The 19,730-nt window shown below is 32.5% G+C and carries 17 protein-coding genes; 1 reads left to right on the forward strand and 16 read right to left on the reverse strand.

Annotated features, from left to right (window positions below; translation table 11 throughout):
- Positions 1 to 372: 372 nt before the first annotated feature.
- On the forward strand, positions 373 to 1,239 hold the full coding sequence (locus tag Q2U82_RS04795) for a class I SAM-dependent methyltransferase (protein ID WP_410006572.1): 867 nt from the start codon (positions 373 to 375) through the stop codon (positions 1,237 to 1,239).
- On the opposite strand, the gene asnB is transcribed toward Q2U82_RS04795, so the two are convergent.
- From asnB to Q2U82_RS04875, 16 genes are all read right to left on the reverse strand, one after another.
- Positions 1,236 to 3,113: an asparagine synthase (glutamine-hydrolyzing) gene (gene asnB / locus Q2U82_RS04800; RefSeq protein WP_410006573.1), complete on the reverse strand. Its 1,878-nt coding sequence runs from the start codon at positions 3,111 to 3,113 to the stop codon at positions 1,236 to 1,238. The genes Q2U82_RS04795 and asnB overlap by 4 nt on opposite strands.
- A gap of 376 nt (positions 3,114 to 3,489) precedes the next feature.
- On the reverse strand, positions 3,490 to 4,704 hold the full coding sequence (locus tag Q2U82_RS04805) for a hypothetical protein (RefSeq protein WP_410006574.1): 1,215 nt from the start codon (positions 4,702 to 4,704) through the stop codon (positions 3,490 to 3,492).
- Positions 4,705 to 4,854: 150 nt separating this feature from the next.
- The gene (locus Q2U82_RS04810) at positions 4,855 to 5,889 is read right to left on the reverse strand and encodes a CapA family protein (RefSeq protein ID WP_410006575.1); all 1,035 of its coding nucleotides are present in this window, start codon (positions 5,887 to 5,889) and stop codon (positions 4,855 to 4,857) included.
- Positions 5,890 to 5,917: 28 nt separating this feature from the next.
- Entirely contained in the window at positions 5,918 to 6,919 is a 1,002-nt protein-coding gene (locus Q2U82_RS04815; protein ID WP_410006576.1) for a glycosyltransferase family 4 protein, read from the reverse strand.
- Positions 6,912 to 7,652: an O-antigen ligase family protein gene (locus Q2U82_RS04820; RefSeq protein ID WP_410006577.1), complete on the reverse strand. Its 741-nt coding sequence runs from the start codon at positions 7,650 to 7,652 to the stop codon at positions 6,912 to 6,914. The genes Q2U82_RS04815 and Q2U82_RS04820 overlap by 8 nt, the downstream gene beginning before the upstream one ends.
- Before the next feature lie 484 nt (positions 7,653 to 8,136).
- Positions 8,137 to 8,715, reverse strand: coding sequence for an acyltransferase (locus tag Q2U82_RS04825; RefSeq protein WP_410006578.1), 579 nt, complete (start codon positions 8,713 to 8,715; stop codon positions 8,137 to 8,139).
- Positions 8,708 to 9,916, reverse strand: coding sequence for a hypothetical protein (locus Q2U82_RS04830; RefSeq protein ID WP_410006579.1), 1,209 nt, complete (start codon positions 9,914 to 9,916; stop codon positions 8,708 to 8,710). The genes Q2U82_RS04825 and Q2U82_RS04830 overlap by 8 nt, the downstream gene beginning before the upstream one ends.
- 80 nt (positions 9,917 to 9,996) lie before the next feature.
- Entirely contained in the window at positions 9,997 to 11,319 is a 1,323-nt protein-coding gene (locus Q2U82_RS04835; RefSeq protein ID WP_410006580.1) for an oligosaccharide flippase family protein, read from the reverse strand.
- A gap of 73 nt (positions 11,320 to 11,392) precedes the next feature.
- Positions 11,393 to 12,616 carry a UDP-N-acetyl-D-mannosamine dehydrogenase gene (wecC, locus tag Q2U82_RS04840; protein WP_410006581.1) on the reverse strand — a complete coding sequence of 408 codons (1,224 nt, stop codon included), beginning with the start codon at positions 12,614 to 12,616 and terminating at the stop codon, positions 11,393 to 11,395.
- A 1-nt stretch (position 12,617) separates the two neighbouring features.
- Positions 12,618 to 13,739, reverse strand: coding sequence for a non-hydrolyzing UDP-N-acetylglucosamine 2-epimerase (wecB, locus tag Q2U82_RS04845; protein WP_410006582.1), 1,122 nt, complete (start codon positions 13,737 to 13,739; stop codon positions 12,618 to 12,620).
- Between the two features lie 25 nt (positions 13,740 to 13,764).
- A complete protein-coding gene (locus Q2U82_RS04850) occupies positions 13,765 to 14,730 on the reverse strand; it encodes a hypothetical protein (RefSeq protein WP_410006583.1) in 966 nt (321 codons plus the stop codon).
- A gap of 10 nt (positions 14,731 to 14,740) precedes the next feature.
- Positions 14,741 to 15,604 (reverse strand): dTDP-4-dehydrorhamnose reductase, encoded by an 864-nt coding sequence (gene rfbD / locus Q2U82_RS04855; protein WP_410006584.1) that lies wholly within the window; start codon positions 15,602 to 15,604, stop codon positions 14,741 to 14,743.
- Positions 15,601 to 16,146 carry a dTDP-4-dehydrorhamnose 3,5-epimerase gene (gene rfbC / locus Q2U82_RS04860; RefSeq protein ID WP_410006585.1) on the reverse strand — a complete coding sequence of 182 codons (546 nt, stop codon included), beginning with the start codon at positions 16,144 to 16,146 and terminating at the stop codon, positions 15,601 to 15,603. The genes rfbD and rfbC overlap by 4 nt, the downstream gene beginning before the upstream one ends.
- 2 nt (positions 16,147 to 16,148) lie before the next feature.
- Positions 16,149 to 17,006 carry a glucose-1-phosphate thymidylyltransferase RfbA gene (rfbA, locus tag Q2U82_RS04865; RefSeq protein WP_410006586.1) on the reverse strand — a complete coding sequence of 286 codons (858 nt, stop codon included), beginning with the start codon at positions 17,004 to 17,006 and terminating at the stop codon, positions 16,149 to 16,151.
- Positions 17,003 to 18,013: a dTDP-glucose 4,6-dehydratase gene (gene rfbB / locus Q2U82_RS04870; RefSeq protein ID WP_410006587.1), complete on the reverse strand. Its 1,011-nt coding sequence runs from the start codon at positions 18,011 to 18,013 to the stop codon at positions 17,003 to 17,005. The genes rfbA and rfbB overlap by 4 nt, the downstream gene beginning before the upstream one ends.
- 2 nt (positions 18,014 to 18,015) lie before the next feature.
- Positions 18,016 to 19,716, reverse strand: a complete 1,701-nt coding sequence (locus tag Q2U82_RS04875; protein ID WP_410006588.1) for a DUF6909 family protein — start codon at positions 19,714 to 19,716, stop codon at positions 18,016 to 18,018.
- Positions 19,717 to 19,730: the final 14 nt, after the last annotated feature.

Genomic DNA, 19,730 nt, shown 5'->3' on the forward strand with positions numbered 1-19,730 from the left:
TAAAGAGTAATATTGACTAAATATACTCTAAATAATTTTTATAAAATATGTTATATTACAATTAGCCCCATCGCTATTCAATAATAGCGAAGCCAGAAGTTTAGTCAATAAACTCCCTTAACTAAATTTCAATAGTCAGCAACATATATATTTGGTAAGAGTAATCGGCTGAGGTTTATTAGTCTATATTACATATATAAACTCTCCGAGTTATAAAGATCACAATGGTTCGAGGGCACTTTATAATTGCATCTTTTAACTGTATTCTTAATAATTCCATATAAGGCTGTCATATACATCAATATTTTCTAATATTTCAATCCAAATATTTTTCCGGTCAAATCCGTATATTGCGGAAAGAATTTTATTATTATGATTACTGAAGAAAACAAACTAGAAGGAGTCGAAAATTTTTGGAACGATCATTTGTGTGGTAGTCAATTTATTAACAAAGAAATCTATACTCCCGAATTTTTTAATGAATACAGGGCTTTCCGTTATAAAAAAGAGCACCATTTATTGGAGATAATCAACGATTATGATTCTACAGATAGGGATGTTTTGGAAATTGGTTTGGGGGTGGGCGCAGATACCACACAATGGGCGGCAAAATCTAAATCCCACACAGGTATTGATTTAACTGATGAGGCGGTTTATTCAACCACCGAACATTTAAAATTATTGGGGCTTAAGGGAACTATTGTGAAAGGCAGTGCCGAAAAACTCCCTTTTGATGACCACAGTTTTGATCTGGTTTATTCACAAGGTGTTTTACACCATACTGACAATATTGAGAATACTTTTAAAGAGATAAGACGGGTTTTAAGGCCAGATGGAGAGTTTATAATTATGCTCTACACCAAAGATTCATTTAATTATTGGGTACGTATTCAATTTTATTTTAGATTACGGTTGCTTTTTGAAATTTTCAAGAATAAAATAGGGGGAAAATCAAACTCTACTTGGGATGCTCACTATAAAAATTTTAAAAATATGGGTTGGAAATATTGGTCTTGGAAAGAATTTCCACACCATTGTACTGATGGGCCAGATTGTACAATTGCCAATATTTATTATAAAAAGGAAATTATAGATTTAATGGTTAAGCATGGACTAAATGTGAACAGAACTGAAAAATACCATTTCCCAATTGCCAGCAATTATCCTAAACTTGAACGAAAACTTGCAAAATATTTAGGTTTTTATAGATTCTATTGGGGGGACAAAGGAATAGGTTAGTCTATAAAAGTTCGAAACCAAATCTCTATAGTAAGTAGCATATAAATTTGATAGGCATAATCAGCCGAACCTTCTCGGTCCTTATCTATCATATTTTTGACAAAAACATAATTAAATATGCCCCGACTTTTAATTTGTTCTTCTGAGAGATAGTTATCAACCATGCCGCGAAGATCATTCGAAATCCATGAACGTATAGGCGCTCCAAAAGAGGCTTTTTTCCTTTCTGTTACATATTTAGGCAAATAATTTTCAGCTACTTTTTTTAGAAGATATTTTGGGACATTTTTTTTGAACTTTGATTTTCCAGTAATTTTCATTCCCATATTTATAAACTCCCTATCAATAAAAGGAACGCGAATCTCAACTGAGGCAGCCATCGAAGCTCTGTCGGTGTAAGTAAGATTAAGACCCAACATAAACATTTGGATATCTGTATTGCACATCTTATTTATAATATCTCCTTCGTATTTGGCATTGAAAATGGCTTTGTGCTTTGTATAGAGAATACCTATTTGTTCAGAGCAATCTGAAATAAATAATTGTGAAAGTTCTTCTTTTGAATAATAGCTGTAACTACGCATGTAAGTTTCATGTTCCTCCAAATCTGTAAATGAAAGAAAGCGTTTTGCCCAACGCACCAATTTTAAGCCTCCCTTTTCATTTTTTACGGGGAACAAAGCCACAGCTTTCTGTATTGTCTTTTTTATAAAGTCAGGAATCTTATTGTATTTTAAAGCTATTAATGTTGCCGTCTGGCGTCGGTAACCAAAAAATATTTCATCCGCTCCCATTCCTGAGAGTAAAACTTTTTCGCCTTTTTTAACGGCACTTTTTGAAATTAAAAAAGTGTTTATAGCTGCGGGATCACCAATAGGTTCGTCCAGCGCATAAACCATATTAGGCAATAATTCTATGATTGAAGAATCTACAATTATTTCTTCGTGGTTAAACCCAAAATCATTTGCCAAGCGTTTTGCAAATTTTTGGTCATTAGGCATTTTTTCAACCTTTTTGTCTTTCTCGGAAATAACGATAGTATATGTGTTTAGTTTTTCAAGATGTTTTTTTGAAAGAACGGATATAAGCGAAGAATCCAAACCACCACTTAAAAAGCTACTTACAGGAACATCCGCTATTAAATGCCTACTAATGGTTTCGTGTAAAGCTTTATCTAACTCAATTATTAGGTCTATGTTTTGTGTGGAATCGTTTAAATTATAATAACAATATGTATTTAACTCCCCAGTCTCAGATAATACAATATAACTGCCTGGATGCAATTTCACTACATCCTCAAAAATGCAGACATCGTTAGGAACCCACAGATAATTTAATGCTGCCACCAAAGCTTCCTTGTTGATTCTTTTGGAAGTTATACCCAAAACAGCAAGTGTTTTCAATTCAGATGAAAAAGCGAAATTTTTATCATTATGAAAATAGAACAATGGCTTTATGCCAAAATGATCACGTGCTAAAAAAGTTTCTTTTGTTTGTTTATTGTAAATGCAGAAAGAAAACATACCTATAAAGAGATCTAGACATTTTTCTTTTAAATGATAGAATGCCTCCAACAAGACCTCGGTATCTGATGTGGTTTTAAATTGGACGCCGTAATCAATAATTAATTTTTTTTTAATTTCTATATAATTGTAGATTTCGCCGTTGAAAACCAAAACCAAATGGTGTTTTTCAAAAGGTTGATTGGCGCGTGCATCAAGATCAATAATGGAGAGACGCTGATGGCTTAAAGATATATAATCATCTTCCCACATAGATTGGTGGTCAGGACCTCTATGTTTTTGAATTTCATTTGCTTTATTTGCAAACTCATTCCTATTCTCAAACCCAATAAATCCTGCAATACCACACATAAAATATCTTAAGTCTTATTAAATGATTTTTTTTTAAATTTTTATTTGTACGCGATGATATTCCAAATCATCAATTTCTTTCTAAGCACATTCTAGGACACTGAGAAATAGTATGATTGATTTTTTTAACCAGAACTGATCTTTTTTTAGAAGATCCTGTCTTTTCTTTTCTAATATAACCTAGTTGTTCAATCAATTTATTAAGATATTTAGTTTTCTTAAATAGTAACAATCTTTAATTTCTAGATATCCGATTTATATCATTTTTTTAATTTATTCCATTTTTAAATGTTAGCCATGAACAACAGAAGAAATCATTCTGTAAAAATTATTATTATTTCACTCTTTCTATCCGTTCATCATAAATAAATTGATTTTATAAATCCTTAATGTTTTGAATAAGAAAAACGTGTTTTCCTCTTAGCGTTTTAGGAATACTTTTCACAACCTCCAATGAAATAACTATTTCTCCTTGAACTGACGTTTCCAACTTTTGGATAAAACCTTTAATATTTAAGGAATTTTTCTCTTTGAGAACGATGACTATATTTAGAAACCCACGCTCTTGTTGCCTTAATTGAATTTCACTAATAATGGAAAACTCTTCAAAATGTTGTCCAAAAATGAAAGCTGTCAAGGATACTTTTGATCCATCTTTTAAGTATACATAATCTTGCTTACGTCCATGGATGACCTTAAAACTCTTGCCTTTAAATCCGCATTTACAATTTGTATTTTCTGAATATTCAGCTTCATCACCAGTATCATAACGAATAAACGGCATTACATCGTTGTCAAATCCCGTCGCAATTATCCTTCCCTTAATTCCGGAATCTCTAATCACGCTATCATTGTCGTCAACAAGTTCCGTATACCCGTAAAAAGGGAATATATGAAGATCGTTTGAATCGGGACAATTCCCAGCAAATATAAGTCTCTCGGATTGTCCATACCAATGTGCAATTTTGGCTTTGAAATAAGAGTTTATTAGTTCTCTATCGTCTTCAAGCAGGGTTTCAGAACCCAGAAAAACTCCAAGTATATCAACCTTTAGGCTAACACTTGAATCATTTACGAGATTTATAAAATTCTTTAACGCGGAAGGATAAGCATGAATAAATCTCGGTTTAAATTCGTTGATATGGGAAACCACCTTGTCAATATTTCTATTGTTCAACAAATAACAAGAAAGAGCAAGTTTGTTGTCTAATGTTTGGTATTCGAATAGTTTTTTTCCCGCCAAAGACTCTCCCCTAATTATGAGAACCTTATCTCCAGGTTTATACCCAAACATTCCCCAATACCAATCAAAATGAGCTTTTTCTTTAGATCTAGAAACACTTTTTTCTAAATAAAACTCAAAAGGATTTCCACTGGAGCCCCCCGTATTAGTCTTTATTTTATTTCTGTTATTATGGTTAACAAAACCCTGAAAATCTGCATTAATTATTTGTTTGTTGACTATAGGAAATTCAATTAAGTTAGAGAAATTTCTATTTTTATAAAAAGAGAGGTTTTTTAACGCACTCTCGATTTGGCGGTTCTGAAGTGCCTTACCTTCCTCTGTGTTAAAATATTTTATACGCGACATATAGGAATTATAAAAACTCCCATATTTAAAACTTATTGGCAATGTTCTATAAAGATGGCCCAATAAAAATTTAATAGGGTATGGAAGATTTTTATAAAATTTCAAAAACGGATATAAAGCATCTTCTATACTCATAAAGTTTTTTAGAAATTAGCGGTTTAATATAGTTTTTATATGCTTGAATTTTAAATAAGAAAAATAGTGTCTCAATGTCTTGAATGGGTTTTCATTAAATCTTTGAAAAAAAGATTTAATTTCTCTTTTTAGAAGCTGGGTTCTTATTTGTTTATAATATCTGCTGGGTTCATCTATCCACTTGTTAAGATTATTAAAATGTTCATTTTTTTCAACATAGGGAGAAGGTAGTAATGTTTCGGGATTCAATTTATAATAATGAATGTCCGATTTTTCAACTGTATTCTTATTGAAAGTTAGTTGCAAACAAATGGAAAAATTTCTTTCTTCTTTTTGATTGTTAGAATATCCCATCTCAAATTCAGGCAAATAAATAAAACTTCCCAAACTGTAGGCAATAATACCTTTATTATATTCTTCAATGCCCTGAATAATATGTGGGTGATGTCCAATAACTGCACTTGCACCTACACTGATAAAATCTCTTGCGTTCTTTACATCTTTTGGATCTGGAATGTTAACCAATTCCGTACCAACATGTGTAAAGATTATAACATGATCTGTATTCTTCTTTTCCTTTTGTATTTCTTGGATAATAGCATCCCGATCGTAAAGGTCAGGACCAATGTTTTTTTCTTGAATCCATCGTCCTGGTTTTACACAAGCAATAACGGAAAATGAAATGTCATTTAATGTGATCCTTAATATATTAAAAGGTTTTTGACCGACTCCAAAGGTTTTAATGTTTTTATTTTTAAAAACCTTCATTACATCATGAATTCCTTCTTCTCCATAGTCCATAATATGATTATTCGCTAGGCCAAAAGCTTGAAACTTGTTGAGATTTAAATTCGAAAAATATGAGTAGTCTGTTTTATATTCGTCTGCAACATCAAAAAAATTCTTTTGTCTGTTATTCGGAATAACAAATTCAAAATTTCCAATATTAAAATCACTCTCGGGAAGTTCCAGTTCCTTAAAAGGATCGACCTTCATTCTTTGAAACTGCCTAAATAGTGCAATATCTCCTACAAAATTAATTTTTACCATTTTACTTTATTCATTAGGGCGAAAGTTTTTAAAGGTTGTTCTTATATATTTTCAACAACTTTAGATGGTCGGTTAGTTCCTCTTTATGACGAAGAAGATCTTTTGGTTTTTGGCTTATGACGTAATTTATTTTCTGCTTCATATCTTCTAGATCATCATTCTTAAAAAGTACGGTCCCCTTAGGTCTAGTACATACACTGGTAGCCAAAGCAGGCACGCCAAGATCCATCGCTTCCTGTAATGAAACACCATACCCATCGATTCTATTTGTCCTAAGAAGGAATCGGCAATTCTGCACGTAATCAACCAGATTCTTGCCATAGAGAACTATAACAGAATCTACTATATCGTATTCCTCCAACAATTTATTTAAATACGATCTATCTGATTCTAACTCGTCCCCAATTAAAAACAACATCCGATATGTGTGTTTATTTTTGCTTAAGAACTCGAAAATCAAAGGAGTGTTATAAGTACCATTTGCATTGTGCTCATTAAACTTCCACATACTGAACAGAAAGTCAATACGCCCATCCCCTTCAAGAGGAACAAAATTTACATTACTCGGTGGAACATATGCTGGTAAAAAAATAGAATTTATCTCGTTTTTAACCAATAGATCATTCAAATTTTCCGAAACAGAAATAATGTCCATTCTTTTGGTTTGCTTGATAAAAAATAAGATCAAATTTAATTTTCTTTTGCTAAATTTAAATAGGGTTTCTGCGTGAATAGTAATTAAAAGGGGAGTTTTATTTATTCGAGAGAACAAAAAATAAAATAAAAATTCAAAGGGGAATATTTGATGAAAATGGATATAATCAAACTTTCTATTAAACAAGATTTTTAAATAAAAAAAAGGGCTTTTATTTGTAGCAATAACATTTTCCTTTTGAAAATAGCCGTGATTGAATATCGTATATTGAATTCCGGTCGCTATAAGAAAAGGCTCCATTCTTTGAATATGAACCGACATTCCTCCGAGAGGAGGTGGGTATGGTCCAAATATGGCTAATTTTTTATTATTCATTTATTTTGATTAAAAAAAAACAATAGAAAAATGATATGAAAAGTATTCCTTGCGCTATAAAGAGCGATTCTGTTATTGAGGTTATCGTAATAATTAAAGCGAAAGAAAACAAAACATAATCTTTTTTTCTAACACTTTTTAAAAACAGAACAAGAAGTATAGCCAAATAAGAAATAAGCAGAATAATACCTCCGCTTAATAATAATTCTAAATAGCTGTTATGTGCGTTAAAACGCTTTTCTAAAAACAAAGTATGGTCTTCTTTCTTATATTTTTGAAGAAGTACATCTCTAGTAGCTCCTGTTCCATATCCCAGAAATGGATTCTCTTTAATTAAGTCTGCGGCATCTTGCCATAATAATAGTCTTCCTAGTTCTTCTGGGGAATTATGCTTTATAAATTCCTTATTATTAAATTTATAGTCATATTTATAACCTATTGTATATAAAAAACGTTCTTTAACAATTGGAATGTTAAAAGAAATTAAAAACAATATCGATAGGCCAATGCTATATATTAATACATAACGAATTCTATTAGTCTCTTCTTTTGATAGGAGATTTTTAAAAAAGTGAATTAATATTATCAAAAAGAGAAGGATATAACCAATCCTACTACCATAAAGAATTAATGCCAAGGTTTGTATTAAAATAGTTAAGTAAAATAAAACCTTTGATAATAATAATTGAGACTTGCTAAACAGTAAAAAGCCTATTGATAGCAATGTAAACATTGATAAATAGGTTGGGTGTTGATTAAAAATTTCCAAGAAATCATATCGATAGAAGTAATACCAATTAAATATTCCTCCACGATGCCAAAAACCAATCTGTCTTATGATGGCTGTTATTAGACATATACAAAAAAAAATACTTAAGGAATGAATAAATATCTTTACTATAAGAAGTCGTTCCTTTTTCAAAAAAGGTTTTATCGTTATAAAAATCAATGGAAATATTAGAAAAGGAAGGTGTCTAATAATATCTTTTTGCCCTTGGACTATGTTAATTGAATAGAATATTCCTAAAAGGAAAATTAGAAAAAACAAGGTCAGTATAAAAAGATTATTCCATTTTAATAGGTTTTTAAAATTTAAGTCTCTGAAGTTGAGAAGCCAGGAAGCGATGAATAATAACATACCTATAGAACCCGTCGCGATTGAAAATATATATCCAAAAGATGCAGTAGCGGCTCCATAAACCAAAAAATTTCGATTATTATTCAATTCCAGCGCTTTTATAAATTTCTTTTATTTCAATGAAATTGTATTTGCTATTTACGTTTGTCAAAACGGCTTTAAGTTGCTCATCATCAAATCTTCTTTTAAAACGTTTAGCAGGAACCCCAAATGCAATACAAAATGGAGGCACAAAACTATTTACAATTGCGCCACTGGAAACTACAGCTCCTTCACTAATATAAGCATTAGATAATATTGTTGTGCCAGCACCAATCCAGACCCCATTTTCTAAAACTATTTGGATGTTCTCGACTGATTTTTCCGGAGCAAACCGCATATGATTTTGAGTAAATTTAATATCGTGGTCACCTCCAAATATTTTACAAAAAGGGCCAAACATTATATCGTCTCCGATATTTACTTGAATATATTTATTTGTAACAAAATATCCATAGGGTCCTGAATAAAAATTATTGCCAAAAGAAAAATATTGAGGGTTTTTAATTTCAGATCTATAACCAAATTTAAAATTTGATCCCACTTTTTTCAATTTCAATTTAATAATAGGTCTATTAAAAAATATATTGATTACTCTGTATATAAAAGCTTCAAGCATTCTGTAATTTATTATTAAGGTTTCTATTCATTAAAATCAAGAAAATGAAATGTAAGCCAGCAATACCACTTTCAAAGAAGTGACCAGCAGTCGCAACGATAATAGCTAGAGAAATGCCGAAAAACAATTTAAATTCTTTGGGAAATGAAATTATTTTAAAAATACTATAAAAAATATATAAGTATAGAATGCTTCCAAAAATACCGAAGAAAAGAAACAGGTCTAGAAAACCCATTTCAATATAATGACTAACAACATCCTGTCCGCCAAAAATAAAATTTGGAATAGTCCATTGCTCAAGAATCAGTGGTTTCAATTTTTCTGTTATATAGGCCCCTCTTCCAGAAAGTAAAGCTCCCCAAAGTCCTTCTCTTTCATACATATACATAAAGATATTGTATGAATTAATAAAAATTTTATTTATAGCAGAACTGAATAAAAAATATCCGAAAACCAAAAAAGAAATTCCAAAAGCTAAAATATTTCTTAGAGAAACCCTTTTAAAAATATGAAAAAGTAATAGTAAGATTAGGTATAGATAAACACCTTTAGTCGCTACTATAATAGAAGGGATAATAACTATCCAGAAAAAATACTCTTTAATATCTAGATAAAACCTCCTATAATAAACTGTAGTAATTGCAAATATAAATATATATGTCGCCTCATTTTGAGCAAAAATAAGTCCATCATAACCAAACCTCCACGGTCCACTATAAGTGGTTAATACTTCAATATCAAAAAGGAATCCTAAAATTAATAGACAACTATTTAGTATTATTATAGCCTTGTAATATTTAAATAATTTATCGGGATATTGATTAAAACCTATAATATTTAAAGCAATTAACGCGATAATTAAAGGGAAAAAATATTTAAACAGGGTATTAAAATTTTCAAAGAATAGAAGATTTTTAAAGTTTAGACTTAAAAAAAGTTGCCCAATCAAAAATCCAAATAAAAGCATGGTAATCCCTAATAATATATTAATCTTAGATTTACTTACGGCAATGAGCGAAAAGCCTAAAGCAAAGATTTCAAAAAATCCTTTTAAAAAAGCACTGTATCTATAAAATTCAGATCCCCCTCTACGTAATATTTTACCCAATCCGTCTGTGAAATAAAATGTAACAAACGCTATCGTCAATAGCCCTATGGAAAAGCTATATAAAGTCGATTTTTTTATTACTAGATTTTTCATCTTTATTTTTTTATATTTTAAAAAAATCAGGTGTCTAAGAGGGTTTCGTCCTAATTTATTTAATAACAGAAGGAGATGTTTTATTTAATATATTGATGATATAAGATTTTAAGATCGTTTGTGCTAAACCATGAATAAACATTTAATTTTTTATAAATAAAGAAACTTCCAGCTATTGTCCAAATACTTATTCCAATAAAACTTGCAAGAGCAATACCATTTATACCCCACAAATTTACAAGTGCGAAAGCTAAAATTAATTTGATAATAAATGTTAACAAAAGTATGTTTTGAAAAAGCTTTTGATAGTTAGTCATTTGAAGTAAAAGACTTACAGGCCCTAATATACCATTTATAAATTGTGCAGCAGTAAGCAATAATAGCGCAATCCATCCATCTTCAAATTCACTTCCGAAAAAACCAAGTAATTGTTTATTAAATAAAAGAATTATTAAAGCGGGAACAAACAATAAGGGAAGTACCAATATAAAATTTTGTGTCAATATCATTTGGAGTTTTTTTGTGTCTCCTTCGGCATAAATTTCAGAAATTCGTGGAGCTAAAAATACATTAAAGGATAAAAAGCTAAAAGTTACCAAGTTGGATAATTTTAACGCAACACTGTATATACCTGCTTGATCTTCATCAAGATAAATGTCGATAATAATAAAATCTACCCAAAGAAGTGTAATAATCAGTATGGAAGAGAAAAAAAAATCTTTAGAGTTCTTAAATATTTCTAATAAGGAGAAAGAGATTCTATCGGAGGTTTTATTAACTATAGAAAATTTATTAAAATTTCTTACTAGAAGTACAAACGAAAAAACTGCATTTAGAAGTAGGCTTAACAAATAAATAAGAATTATTTCATCTTGATTTCCTTCTAAAATTGGTAATAAAAATAAGATTACTGTAATGAAGTATTTTGAAAATTGTGTAAAAAAACTATACCATTCTGCTTCTTTCAACCCTCTAAAAACCGCACTATTAATATCTATAAATACATTTATGATAAGACCCAAGCCCACCATTAAGATAATAAATTTATCAAAATATAAATATAGAAACCAAGCAATTAGTAATATTCCAAAACTTATAGGAATTAGGTAATTTTTAATTATTTTAAAATATAATTTTTTTATATCGCTAAAAAAAGAATCTTTCATTAAAATGGAAACTTGTTTTACTAGAAAGACATCTAGTCCAAAGTATACAACTGTACTTAATATTACAGTGTAAGTCAAAAATAATGCGAAAACACCATTACCTTCAGCGCCATATTTTTGGGCTATTATGTAGGACAAGGCATAGTTGGCCAGCGCGCCAAATACTTTTATAAAAGTTGAAGTTAATCCCTTTTTGAGAATATTGTTTTTGCCTTTGAAGATTTTAAAAATATGCATTTTTCAATATTTGTATAAATTCATCTAAATCTTCAATTAATCGAAATTTCAAAATTATATAAAATAATAAATCTTAATTAAGAGAAACTATATCTCTTATCCCACAAAAATCCATAACCTTCATTTGCAATTCTACATTAAAGTCCTTAAATTCCTTATGTGCGACTAAGAAAACAAGAATATCACTTGTTAACTTGGCCTCTGTAAAAGAAATCAATTTAAACCTGTCATGTGATTTTAAATTTGGCTCCACGAAAAGGACTTTAAAGCCATCGGCATTAATTTTTTCCGCTACATAAAGCGCCGGTGATTCACGCAAGTCATCAATATTGGGTTTAAAAGCAAGGCCCATACAAGCTATAATTGCATCCCTACCATTTTCAATTTTAAACTGAAGAGCTGCATTTTTAACCTTCTCAATAACCCATTCTGTTTTGTAATTGTTTATTTCTCGAGCTGAGCGAATTATTTTTGATTCCTCAGGAAATTCAGAAACTATAAACCAAGGGTCAACGGCAATGCAGTGGCCGCCAACACCAGTTCCTGGTTGTAAAATGTTCACTCGTGGATGTTTATTTGCCAAACGAATTAATTCCCAAACATTTATGTTTGCTTTGTCACAAATCATTGAAAGCTCATTGGCAAAGGCAATCTGTACATCACGCGAAGAATTTTCAACTAATTTGCACATCTCAGCAGTTTGTGAATTAGTTTTGTGTAATTCACCTTTAACGAAATGTTTATAGAACCTCACAGCTTTTTCCGTTGAAACCTCATCAATTCCACCTATGGCGCGATCGTTTTGTTCCAGTTCATAAATTACATTTCCAGGTAAAACACGCTCTGGACAATAGGCAATAAAAATTTCGCCTTTTAATTCTGGCCGTTCCTCAAAAATCAGTTCTTGAACTTTATGGGTTGTACCTACTGGACTAGTAGATTCTAAAATAACCAAAGCTCCTTTTTGAAGGGTAGGAATTATATTCTTAACCGCACTTTCAACATAAGAGAGGTCTGGCACGTGATTTCCTTTAAAAGGTGTTGGAACAGCAATCAAATAAACATCCGCAGCTACGGGCTTTGTTGAGGCCTTAAGATAGCCTTGCTTTACCACATGATGAACCAAGCCATCAAGATCTGGTTCCACAATGTGGATTTTGCCTTCGTTTATTGTATTAACTACTCGTTGCGAAATATCTACACCTGTTACTTTTAATTTTTTACTCGCTATCAGTGCTGCAGTAGGTAGGCCAATATAACCAAGCCCCATCATTACCACTGTGGGTTTATTTTCCATGTTATAATTGTTCAATGAAATTTACGATTCGTTCTGATGTTTTTCCATCACCATAAGGGTTGTGCAACAAACTCATCGCGTTATAGTATTCTGTATTGTTTAAAAGTTTTTCAGTTTCAGCTACAATTCTAGCTCTATCTGTTCCCACTAAAAGCACTGTGCCTTCATCCACTGCCTCTGGGCGTTCGGTGGTTGTGCGCGTCACCAATACTGGTTTACCCAAACTAGGAGCTTCCTCTTGAATTCCGCCACTATCCGTAATGATTAGGTATGATTTTTCCATCAACCAGATAAACGCAGGATAAGCTAAGGGCGATACGAGATGTATATTCTCAATTCCGCTAAGTAATTCATTTACGGGACCGACTACATTTGGATTTAAATGAACAGGATAAATTATCTGCACATCTGGATTTTTCTCTGCTATAATTTTTAAAGCAGCACATATATTTATAAGTCCATCCCCATGATTTTCACGTCTATGGCCTGTTACAAGAATAATTCTCTTTTGAAAATTCAAAAGAGTTTTTAAACTTTCAATTTCTTCATCTTTAAAATTTTCAGCATTCACTTTTTCAATTCCATAGAAAAGTGCATCGATAACGGTATTTCCAGTGACTAAAATATTTTCTTTTTTGGTGTTTTCAACTAGAAGATTTTTTTTGGAAAGTTCTGTAGGCGAAAAATGATAATCGGCAATTTTTCCAGTGAGCTGACGGTTAAACTCTTCGGGGAAAGGATATTCTCTGTCAAAAGTGCGTAAACCGGCTTCTACATGGCATATTTTTGCACCACTATAAAAAGCAGCTATACCTACAGCCATAGATGTTGTTGTATCTCCGTGTACATACACATAGTCTGGTTTAACCTCTTCAAGAACAGGTTTCATTTTCTCGATTATTGTTGCGGTTAAGGAGTAAAGGTTTTGGTTTGGCCGCATTATATTTAAATCAAAATCGGGAGTTATTTCAAAGAAATCCAATACCTGATCCAACATTTCTCGGTGCTGAGCGGTAACACAAACCTTAGTGTCGAAATTTTTATTATTTAGAAATTTTTGGATTAAAGGAGCCATTTTTATGGCTTCTGGCCTTGTTCCAAAAACTATTAAGTTCTTTTTCATTATTACAATTATTTAATTCCAAAATTTAATCTTCTTTAGAAATCTCTTTTAATTTTTTGTATAAATAAATCAGAAAGGACACTATTGAAAAAATTAGTAATAAATATATCGGAATCTTTATTTTATTTGGCAATGCACTTATTCCACGTAACTGTAAATTATAATTTCCACTAACCAATTTGATTATTTCATTTTGATCTATATATTTTGTCTGTAATTTCAATCTGTTATTTAATAATGCCTGTTTTATATTTACCATTTGATAAAGTTCAGTTTGAGTATTTATATAAACAGTTTGGGATTGATTTTTTTTAGTATTTTCAGAAACATTCTTCAAAATCGAATCAACTTGAGAAATCATATTCGCATTTTGAGAAATTTGGATTTCTGTATCTTTAATTCCAACTTTTTGATAAAGTTTAAAATGTTCGTTACTATTAAAAAACTTGAGAATGTTCTTTGAAATTTGTTCTGAATTATTGCCTTTACAGATTATACTTATCTTATGATATTTATAATATTTACTAATAGTAATATCCGTTAAGAATTCTTCTGCATCTTTATCATCATATAAAATTTTCAAAGTTTCTAGATTTTCCTTTTTCTCAGCCATAAAACTATAAACATCTATAATTGGCTCAATTTCAATTTTGATAAAATCTTGGTGATCTTCACCTAAAAACGATTTGAAAAAGATAGAGTCCTTTGCTTCTTTTTTTGCATTAATCGCCTTAACCTTTTCATAAAGATAATCTGTACTTTCAAAATTAGGTATTACAATTAATTCATTATTATAGATCAATTTACTGTCACTATCTAGATAATATCCTAAACCGAAGCCTACCAATATTAAAACAATTAATACTATTAAATATTTTTTAAAAAAAGCCAATACTAAAAAAAGTAACTTTATTAACTTTTTGAAAAAACCACCAATGGATCTAAATAAATACCCCAAATCAACCTCCTCCGATGAATGTTGCTGTGCCATAAACAATTATTTATAAATTAATGACTGACTCTTTTATTATAGATCTCAGGCTTTCCTGCCAATCTATATGTTTTGTTTTTAACTTATTCTGTGACTTTGTATTATCTAATATACTATACTCCGGCCGTGCGGCAAAAGTACGGTAATGGTTGGTTTTTGCAAGATTTGCATCTTTTAATTTTTCGGTTTGCTGAAGTATGGCTTCAGCAAAGCCAAACCATGTGGTTTCACCGTAATTGCTGTAATGATAAACGCCGTAATCTTTTGAATCTTGCGCAATTACCTGTAAAAGCGCTTTCGCCAAATCATTTGCATTTGTGGGCGTTCCCGTCTGTTCGGTTGTGATTGTAAGTGGCTTTCCTTCTTCAGCGTATCTTAAGATCGTTTTCAAAAAATTATGCCCGTATTGCGAATACAGCCACGAGGTGCGAAATATAAAATACTTAGTGCAAATTTCTTCTATATATTTTTCTCCTTTCAACTTGGAAGCCCCGTAAACATTGATGGGGTTTGTAGGGTCGGTTTCCAAATAGGGTGTTTGTTTTTTTCCATCAAAAACATAATCTGTGGAAATGTGAAGCAAAACAACATCATTCTCTTTACAGGAAATCGCTGCGTTTTTTACTGCTTCGGCATTGATGGCAAAAGCTTTTTCAGGTTCACTTTCCGCATTTTCAACGTTGGTGTATGCTGCAGTATTGATGCAATGTGTAAAGGAATTTTTGCTGAAGAAATCTAGAAGCAAGTCCGAATTTTCTATATCGAGTTCTTCCTTTGAAACGAAGACAAATTCAAGGTCGGGAAAACTGGCAGCTGCATCTTTTATGCATCTTCCCAATTGTCCGTTTGCGCCTGTTACCAGTATTTTTTTCATGAAACCGCTTCCTCAAAACCGGGAAGTTCCAAATCTTTTGCTGAAATAATAAATTCTTCCTTCGGAAGATGCCAATCCAACGCTAAGGTTGCGTCATTATAGATGATTCCGCTTTCCGAAGCTTTATCGTAGTAGTTATCACATTTATAAGAAAAAATGGATTGTTCCGAAAGTGTAATAAAACCGTGCGCAAACCCGCGAGGGACAAATAGTTGCAGATGTTCCACATCATCCAAAATAACGGAAAATGATTTTCCGAAGGTTTCTGAATTTTTTCGAATATCTACAACAATGTCCAATACTGTTCCTTTTACAACGCGAACCAACTTAGCCTGCGCCATTTCACCATTTTGAAAATGAAGTCCGCGCAACACACCTTTTGATGAAATCGATTGATTATCCTGCACAAAATCAACATTAAGTCCCGTAACTTTTTCAAAAACTTTTTGATTGTAGGTTTCGTAAAAAAGTCCGCGCTCGTCCCGAAAAACGTTCGGTTTCAGTATAAAACAATCTTTTAAAGGTGTTTTTTTTAGTTCCAAATCTAGTCTAGTTGAAGTAAATGTTTTCCGTAGCCGCTTTTCAGCAATGGTTCTGCCAACGCTACTAATTGTTCTTTTGAAATATAGCCCATTTCATACGCAGCTTCCTCGATGGCGCCAATCTTTAAACCTTGTCTTTCCTCAATAACCTCCACAAATTGTGCGGCCTGCATCAATGAAGCAAATGTACCTGTGTCCAACCAAGCGGTACCTTTATCGAGAATGCTGACGCTCAGTTTCCCCTTTTTTAAATATTCGTTGTTGACATCGGTTATTTCCAGTTCGCCACGGGGGCTCGGTTTTATATTGGCAGCAATTTCCACTACGCTATTGTCGTAAAAATAGATTCCGGGAACGGCGTAATTTGATTTTGGATTTTTGGGTTTTTCCTCAATTGAAAGTGCTTTTCCGCTTTTATCAAACTCCACAACACCATATCTTTCGGGGTCTAAAACGTGGTATGCGTAAATTACACCACCATCTGGATTGTTGTTTGATTGCAACAATTCCTTTAAACCTGAACCGTAAAAAATATTGTCACCAAGTATCAATGCAACTTTATCATTTCCGATGAAATCCTTTCCAATAATGAACGCCTCTGCAAGGCCATTAGGGTTTGCTTGTTCTGCATATTGAAAACTACAACCCAGTTTTTTACCATCACCCAAAAGTTGTTTGAAAAGTGGAAGATCCTGCGGTGTAGAAATAATCAAAATATCCCGAATACCTGCAATCATGAGTGTTGACAGCGGATAATAAATCATAGGCTTGTCATAAACAGGCATCAATTGTTTGCTCACCGCCAAAGTGATTGGATGCAAACGCGTGCCTGAGCCTCCTGCTAAAATGATTCCCTTCATAATCTGTCTTTATTGTTCAAATACCATTCAATGGTTTTCCGAATGCCTGTTTCAAAATTCTCTTTCGCCTTCCAACCAAGTTCATTTTCAATTTTTGAAGCATCGATGGCGTATCTAAAATCGTGGCCTGGCCGGTCTTTTACAAAAGTTATCTGTTCTTTATTAGCAACATCCTTCGGAAGCATTTCATCTAGTAATTCACAGATAACATTTGCAATATAAAGGTTTTCGCGTTCGTTTCGGCCGCCAATGTTATAGGTTTCTCCGAGTTTTCCTTTTTCCAAAGCCAAATAAATACCACTGCAATGGTCCATTACATAAAGCCAATCGCGCACGTTCTTTCCATCCCCGTAAATTGGAATAGGTTCGCCAGAAATTGCTTTTCGAATTATAGTTGGTATCAATTTTTCTTTATGCTGATTTGGACCGTAATTGTTGGAGCAGTTTGTAGTTACAACCGGCATTCCATAAGTGTGAAAGTAGCTGCGCACAATAAAATCAGACGAAGCCTTTGACGCACTATACGGGCTATTTGGCGCATAAGAAGTGTCTTCCGTAAAAAGTCCTGTTTCGCCTAAAGTTCCATAAACCTCATCGGTGGAAATATGTAGAAAACGTGCATTTTTGAATTCATCTTTCAAATCATTTGGCCCGTTCATCCAGGTTTTATAGGCACTTTGAAGTAAGTTGAATGTGCCGACAATGTTTGTTTGAATAAATTCTGAAGGTCCCGAAATGGAATTGTCCACGTGGCTTTCTGCGGCGAAGTGAACTATTTTTTGAAATTGATGTTCCGCAAATAAATTTTGAACCAATTCAGCATCGCAAATATCTCCTTTTACGAAGGTGATTTTATGTGAAACAGCTTCCAAATTCTTCAAATTTCCGGCATAGGTTAGCTTGTCCAGCACGAAAATTTCGTCTTCTGAATTTTTAAGGACATATTCCACAAAATTGGAACCTATAAATCCTGCTCCTCCGGTAATCAGTGCTTTATCGTTTTTCAAAATTAATTTTTAGAAGTGTCTAAAATCTGTTTTAACATCTTTTCGGTAATCAAATAGGTGGGTTTTACACCCGTGGTGCCCAAGCCGCCAGAAGCCAACGTACTTCCAGTTTCCAATGGATTATCCGAAGCGTAATAGGCATAACGAACCTTCACTTTTGGGCTAATGCTTCGCCTAATTTTTGAAGCCGCCTGAATCGCTTTTTGGTAATGCGCTCCTTCCATTTCGAGTCCAATTACATTCCACGTGGAATTGTGGAAAAACTTCAACACATCACGATTTTGAAGGGAAGTGCCCAACACTGAAATCATAGTTCCAGTGCAAACCTTTACATCATCATCTTTAAAAAGTGATTTTTCAAGCTTATTTTTAAAAGGGTAATTATCTGCAGTGCCTTCAAAAACGTGTGCTGATGGAATCATTATATCACCTTTACCACCTTCTAAAATTCCTGCTTTTCCCATAATTGAAACAGAAACCACATTTAAAAAATGACGCTTTTTAAAATTATCCACAAAGGGTTTTAAAAGTTCGTCCATGGTTTCGTAGGCTTGTTCTCCAAAAGCATAATCCATCACAATTATAATGGGTTTTTCTAAATCTTCTATATCTTTTAATCCGCTTGTATATGGGCTTTTCTTTATTTTGGATGTATCAATAATTTGTACGTCTATATTCGTTCCACTTTGGTCTTCAATAAAAATCATGCCTTCGGCTAAAGCGGTTTTTGTAACTTTTTCGCGTAATTTTAAATTGGAAGAAATGCTCAATGCTTCAAAAACTTGCATTGGTTTCTTTTTCAAAAATTCGGAAGCTAACGCTTTTGGTGCGTAAAGACTATTCATAACGCTATGCATATTTGCACTTATAATGTGCATTGGTCGCTCTAACAGTCCTTTTTCCTGCAAGATTTGCTTTATTTGATATGCCCACTTTTCACCGTGAATATGATGCCCCAAACTTTCACGAAGTACAGGGCTAAAGGTTATGATGCGTTTGTTGTCTTCAATAATTTCCTGTATTGCTATTTTGCCGAGAAAATAAATAATATTTAAAAACCTGTTTTCATTCTTTTCGGTCGCAAAATATGGATAAACGTTCTTTACCTCTTCAAAGGTTCTGCCAAGGAAATTTGCAGTGTGCGTTAGCGCTACTTCTTTTTCTTCCTGAGTAAGTTTGCCTTTTTTCAAGACAGCCTGCTCCAACTTTTTCCAATCACGAATCACTTCTCCATTCTCGTTAATGAGAACTTGTTTCATAATCTTGTGAGATTCTACAAAAAGAAAGGTCAAATGCGTTAATATATCATAGATTTCCGAACGGCCACGAGTAATTTCAATGTTCATCTGTTCCGAATCTATACGGTAACAGTTTCTGCGGCGTTTTAAAGGGATTATAGGTTCAAAATGTGAGTTTTTATAACCCTCATCACTGGTCAGGTTAATGAATCTACACTCTTCAATGCCGTCAGGCAAGCGATCCATTACATAAAGCAAACCCTGAAGCTCAATTTTATCTTCTTTTATAGAGCCGTAAATCTCTGGACGAAGTGTTAATAAAGATTCCCGAAGTGATTCGCCGGAAACACCCATAGGTTTATAAAACCCACGGTTAAAAAGATGGCGCATAGTGATATATAGCTTTTCAATGGCGCCCGTGCTTTCCTGTGCACGTGTTCTTGTATGTGATTTTAATTCATTCATTGGGTGTAAAGATA

It is taken from the genome of Aequorivita nionensis, assembly GCF_046352995.1.
GTDB lineage: Bacteria > Bacteroidota > Bacteroidia > Flavobacteriales > Flavobacteriaceae > Aequorivita > Aequorivita nionensis.

Coding starts and splice junctions, on each gene's coding strand:
- Q2U82_RS04795 (WP_410006572.1), top strand. CDS start 373: ATGATTACTGAAGAAAACAAACTAGAAGGAGTCGAAAATTTTTGGAAC.
- asnB (WP_410006573.1), bottom strand. CDS start 3,113: ATGTGTGGTATTGCAGGATTTATTGGGTTTGAGAATAGGAATGAGTTT.
- Q2U82_RS04805 (WP_410006574.1), bottom strand. CDS start 4,704: ATGTCGCGTATAAAATATTTTAACACAGAGGAAGGTAAGGCACTTCAG.
- Q2U82_RS04810 (WP_410006575.1), bottom strand. CDS start 5,889: ATGGTAAAAATTAATTTTGTAGGAGATATTGCACTATTTAGGCAGTTT.
- Q2U82_RS04815 (WP_410006576.1), bottom strand. CDS start 6,919: ATGAATAATAAAAAATTAGCCATATTTGGACCATACCCACCTCCTCTC.
- Q2U82_RS04820 (WP_410006577.1), bottom strand. CDS start 7,652: ATGTTTACATTGCTATCAATAGGCTTTTTACTGTTTAGCAAGTCTCAA.
- Q2U82_RS04825 (WP_410006578.1), bottom strand. CDS start 8,715: ATGCTTGAAGCTTTTATATACAGAGTAATCAATATATTTTTTAATAGA.
- Q2U82_RS04830 (WP_410006579.1), bottom strand. CDS start 9,916: ATGAAAAATCTAGTAATAAAAAAATCGACTTTATATAGCTTTTCCATA.
- Q2U82_RS04835 (WP_410006580.1), bottom strand. CDS start 11,319: ATGCATATTTTTAAAATCTTCAAAGGCAAAAACAATATTCTCAAAAAG.
- wecC (WP_410006581.1), bottom strand. CDS start 12,616: ATGGAAAATAAACCCACAGTGGTAATGATGGGGCTTGGTTATATTGGC.
- wecB (WP_410006582.1), bottom strand. CDS start 13,739: ATGAAAAAGAACTTAATAGTTTTTGGAACAAGGCCAGAAGCCATAAAA.
- Q2U82_RS04850 (WP_410006583.1), bottom strand. CDS start 14,730: ATGGCACAGCAACATTCATCGGAGGAGGTTGATTTGGGGTATTTATTT.
- rfbD (WP_410006584.1), bottom strand. CDS start 15,604: ATGAAAAAAATACTGGTAACAGGCGCAAACGGACAATTGGGAAGATGC.
- rfbA (WP_410006586.1), bottom strand. CDS start 17,006: ATGAAGGGAATCATTTTAGCAGGAGGCTCAGGCACGCGTTTGCATCCA.
- Q2U82_RS04875 (WP_410006588.1), bottom strand. CDS start 19,716: ATGAATGAATTAAAATCACATACAAGAACACGTGCACAGGAAAGCACG.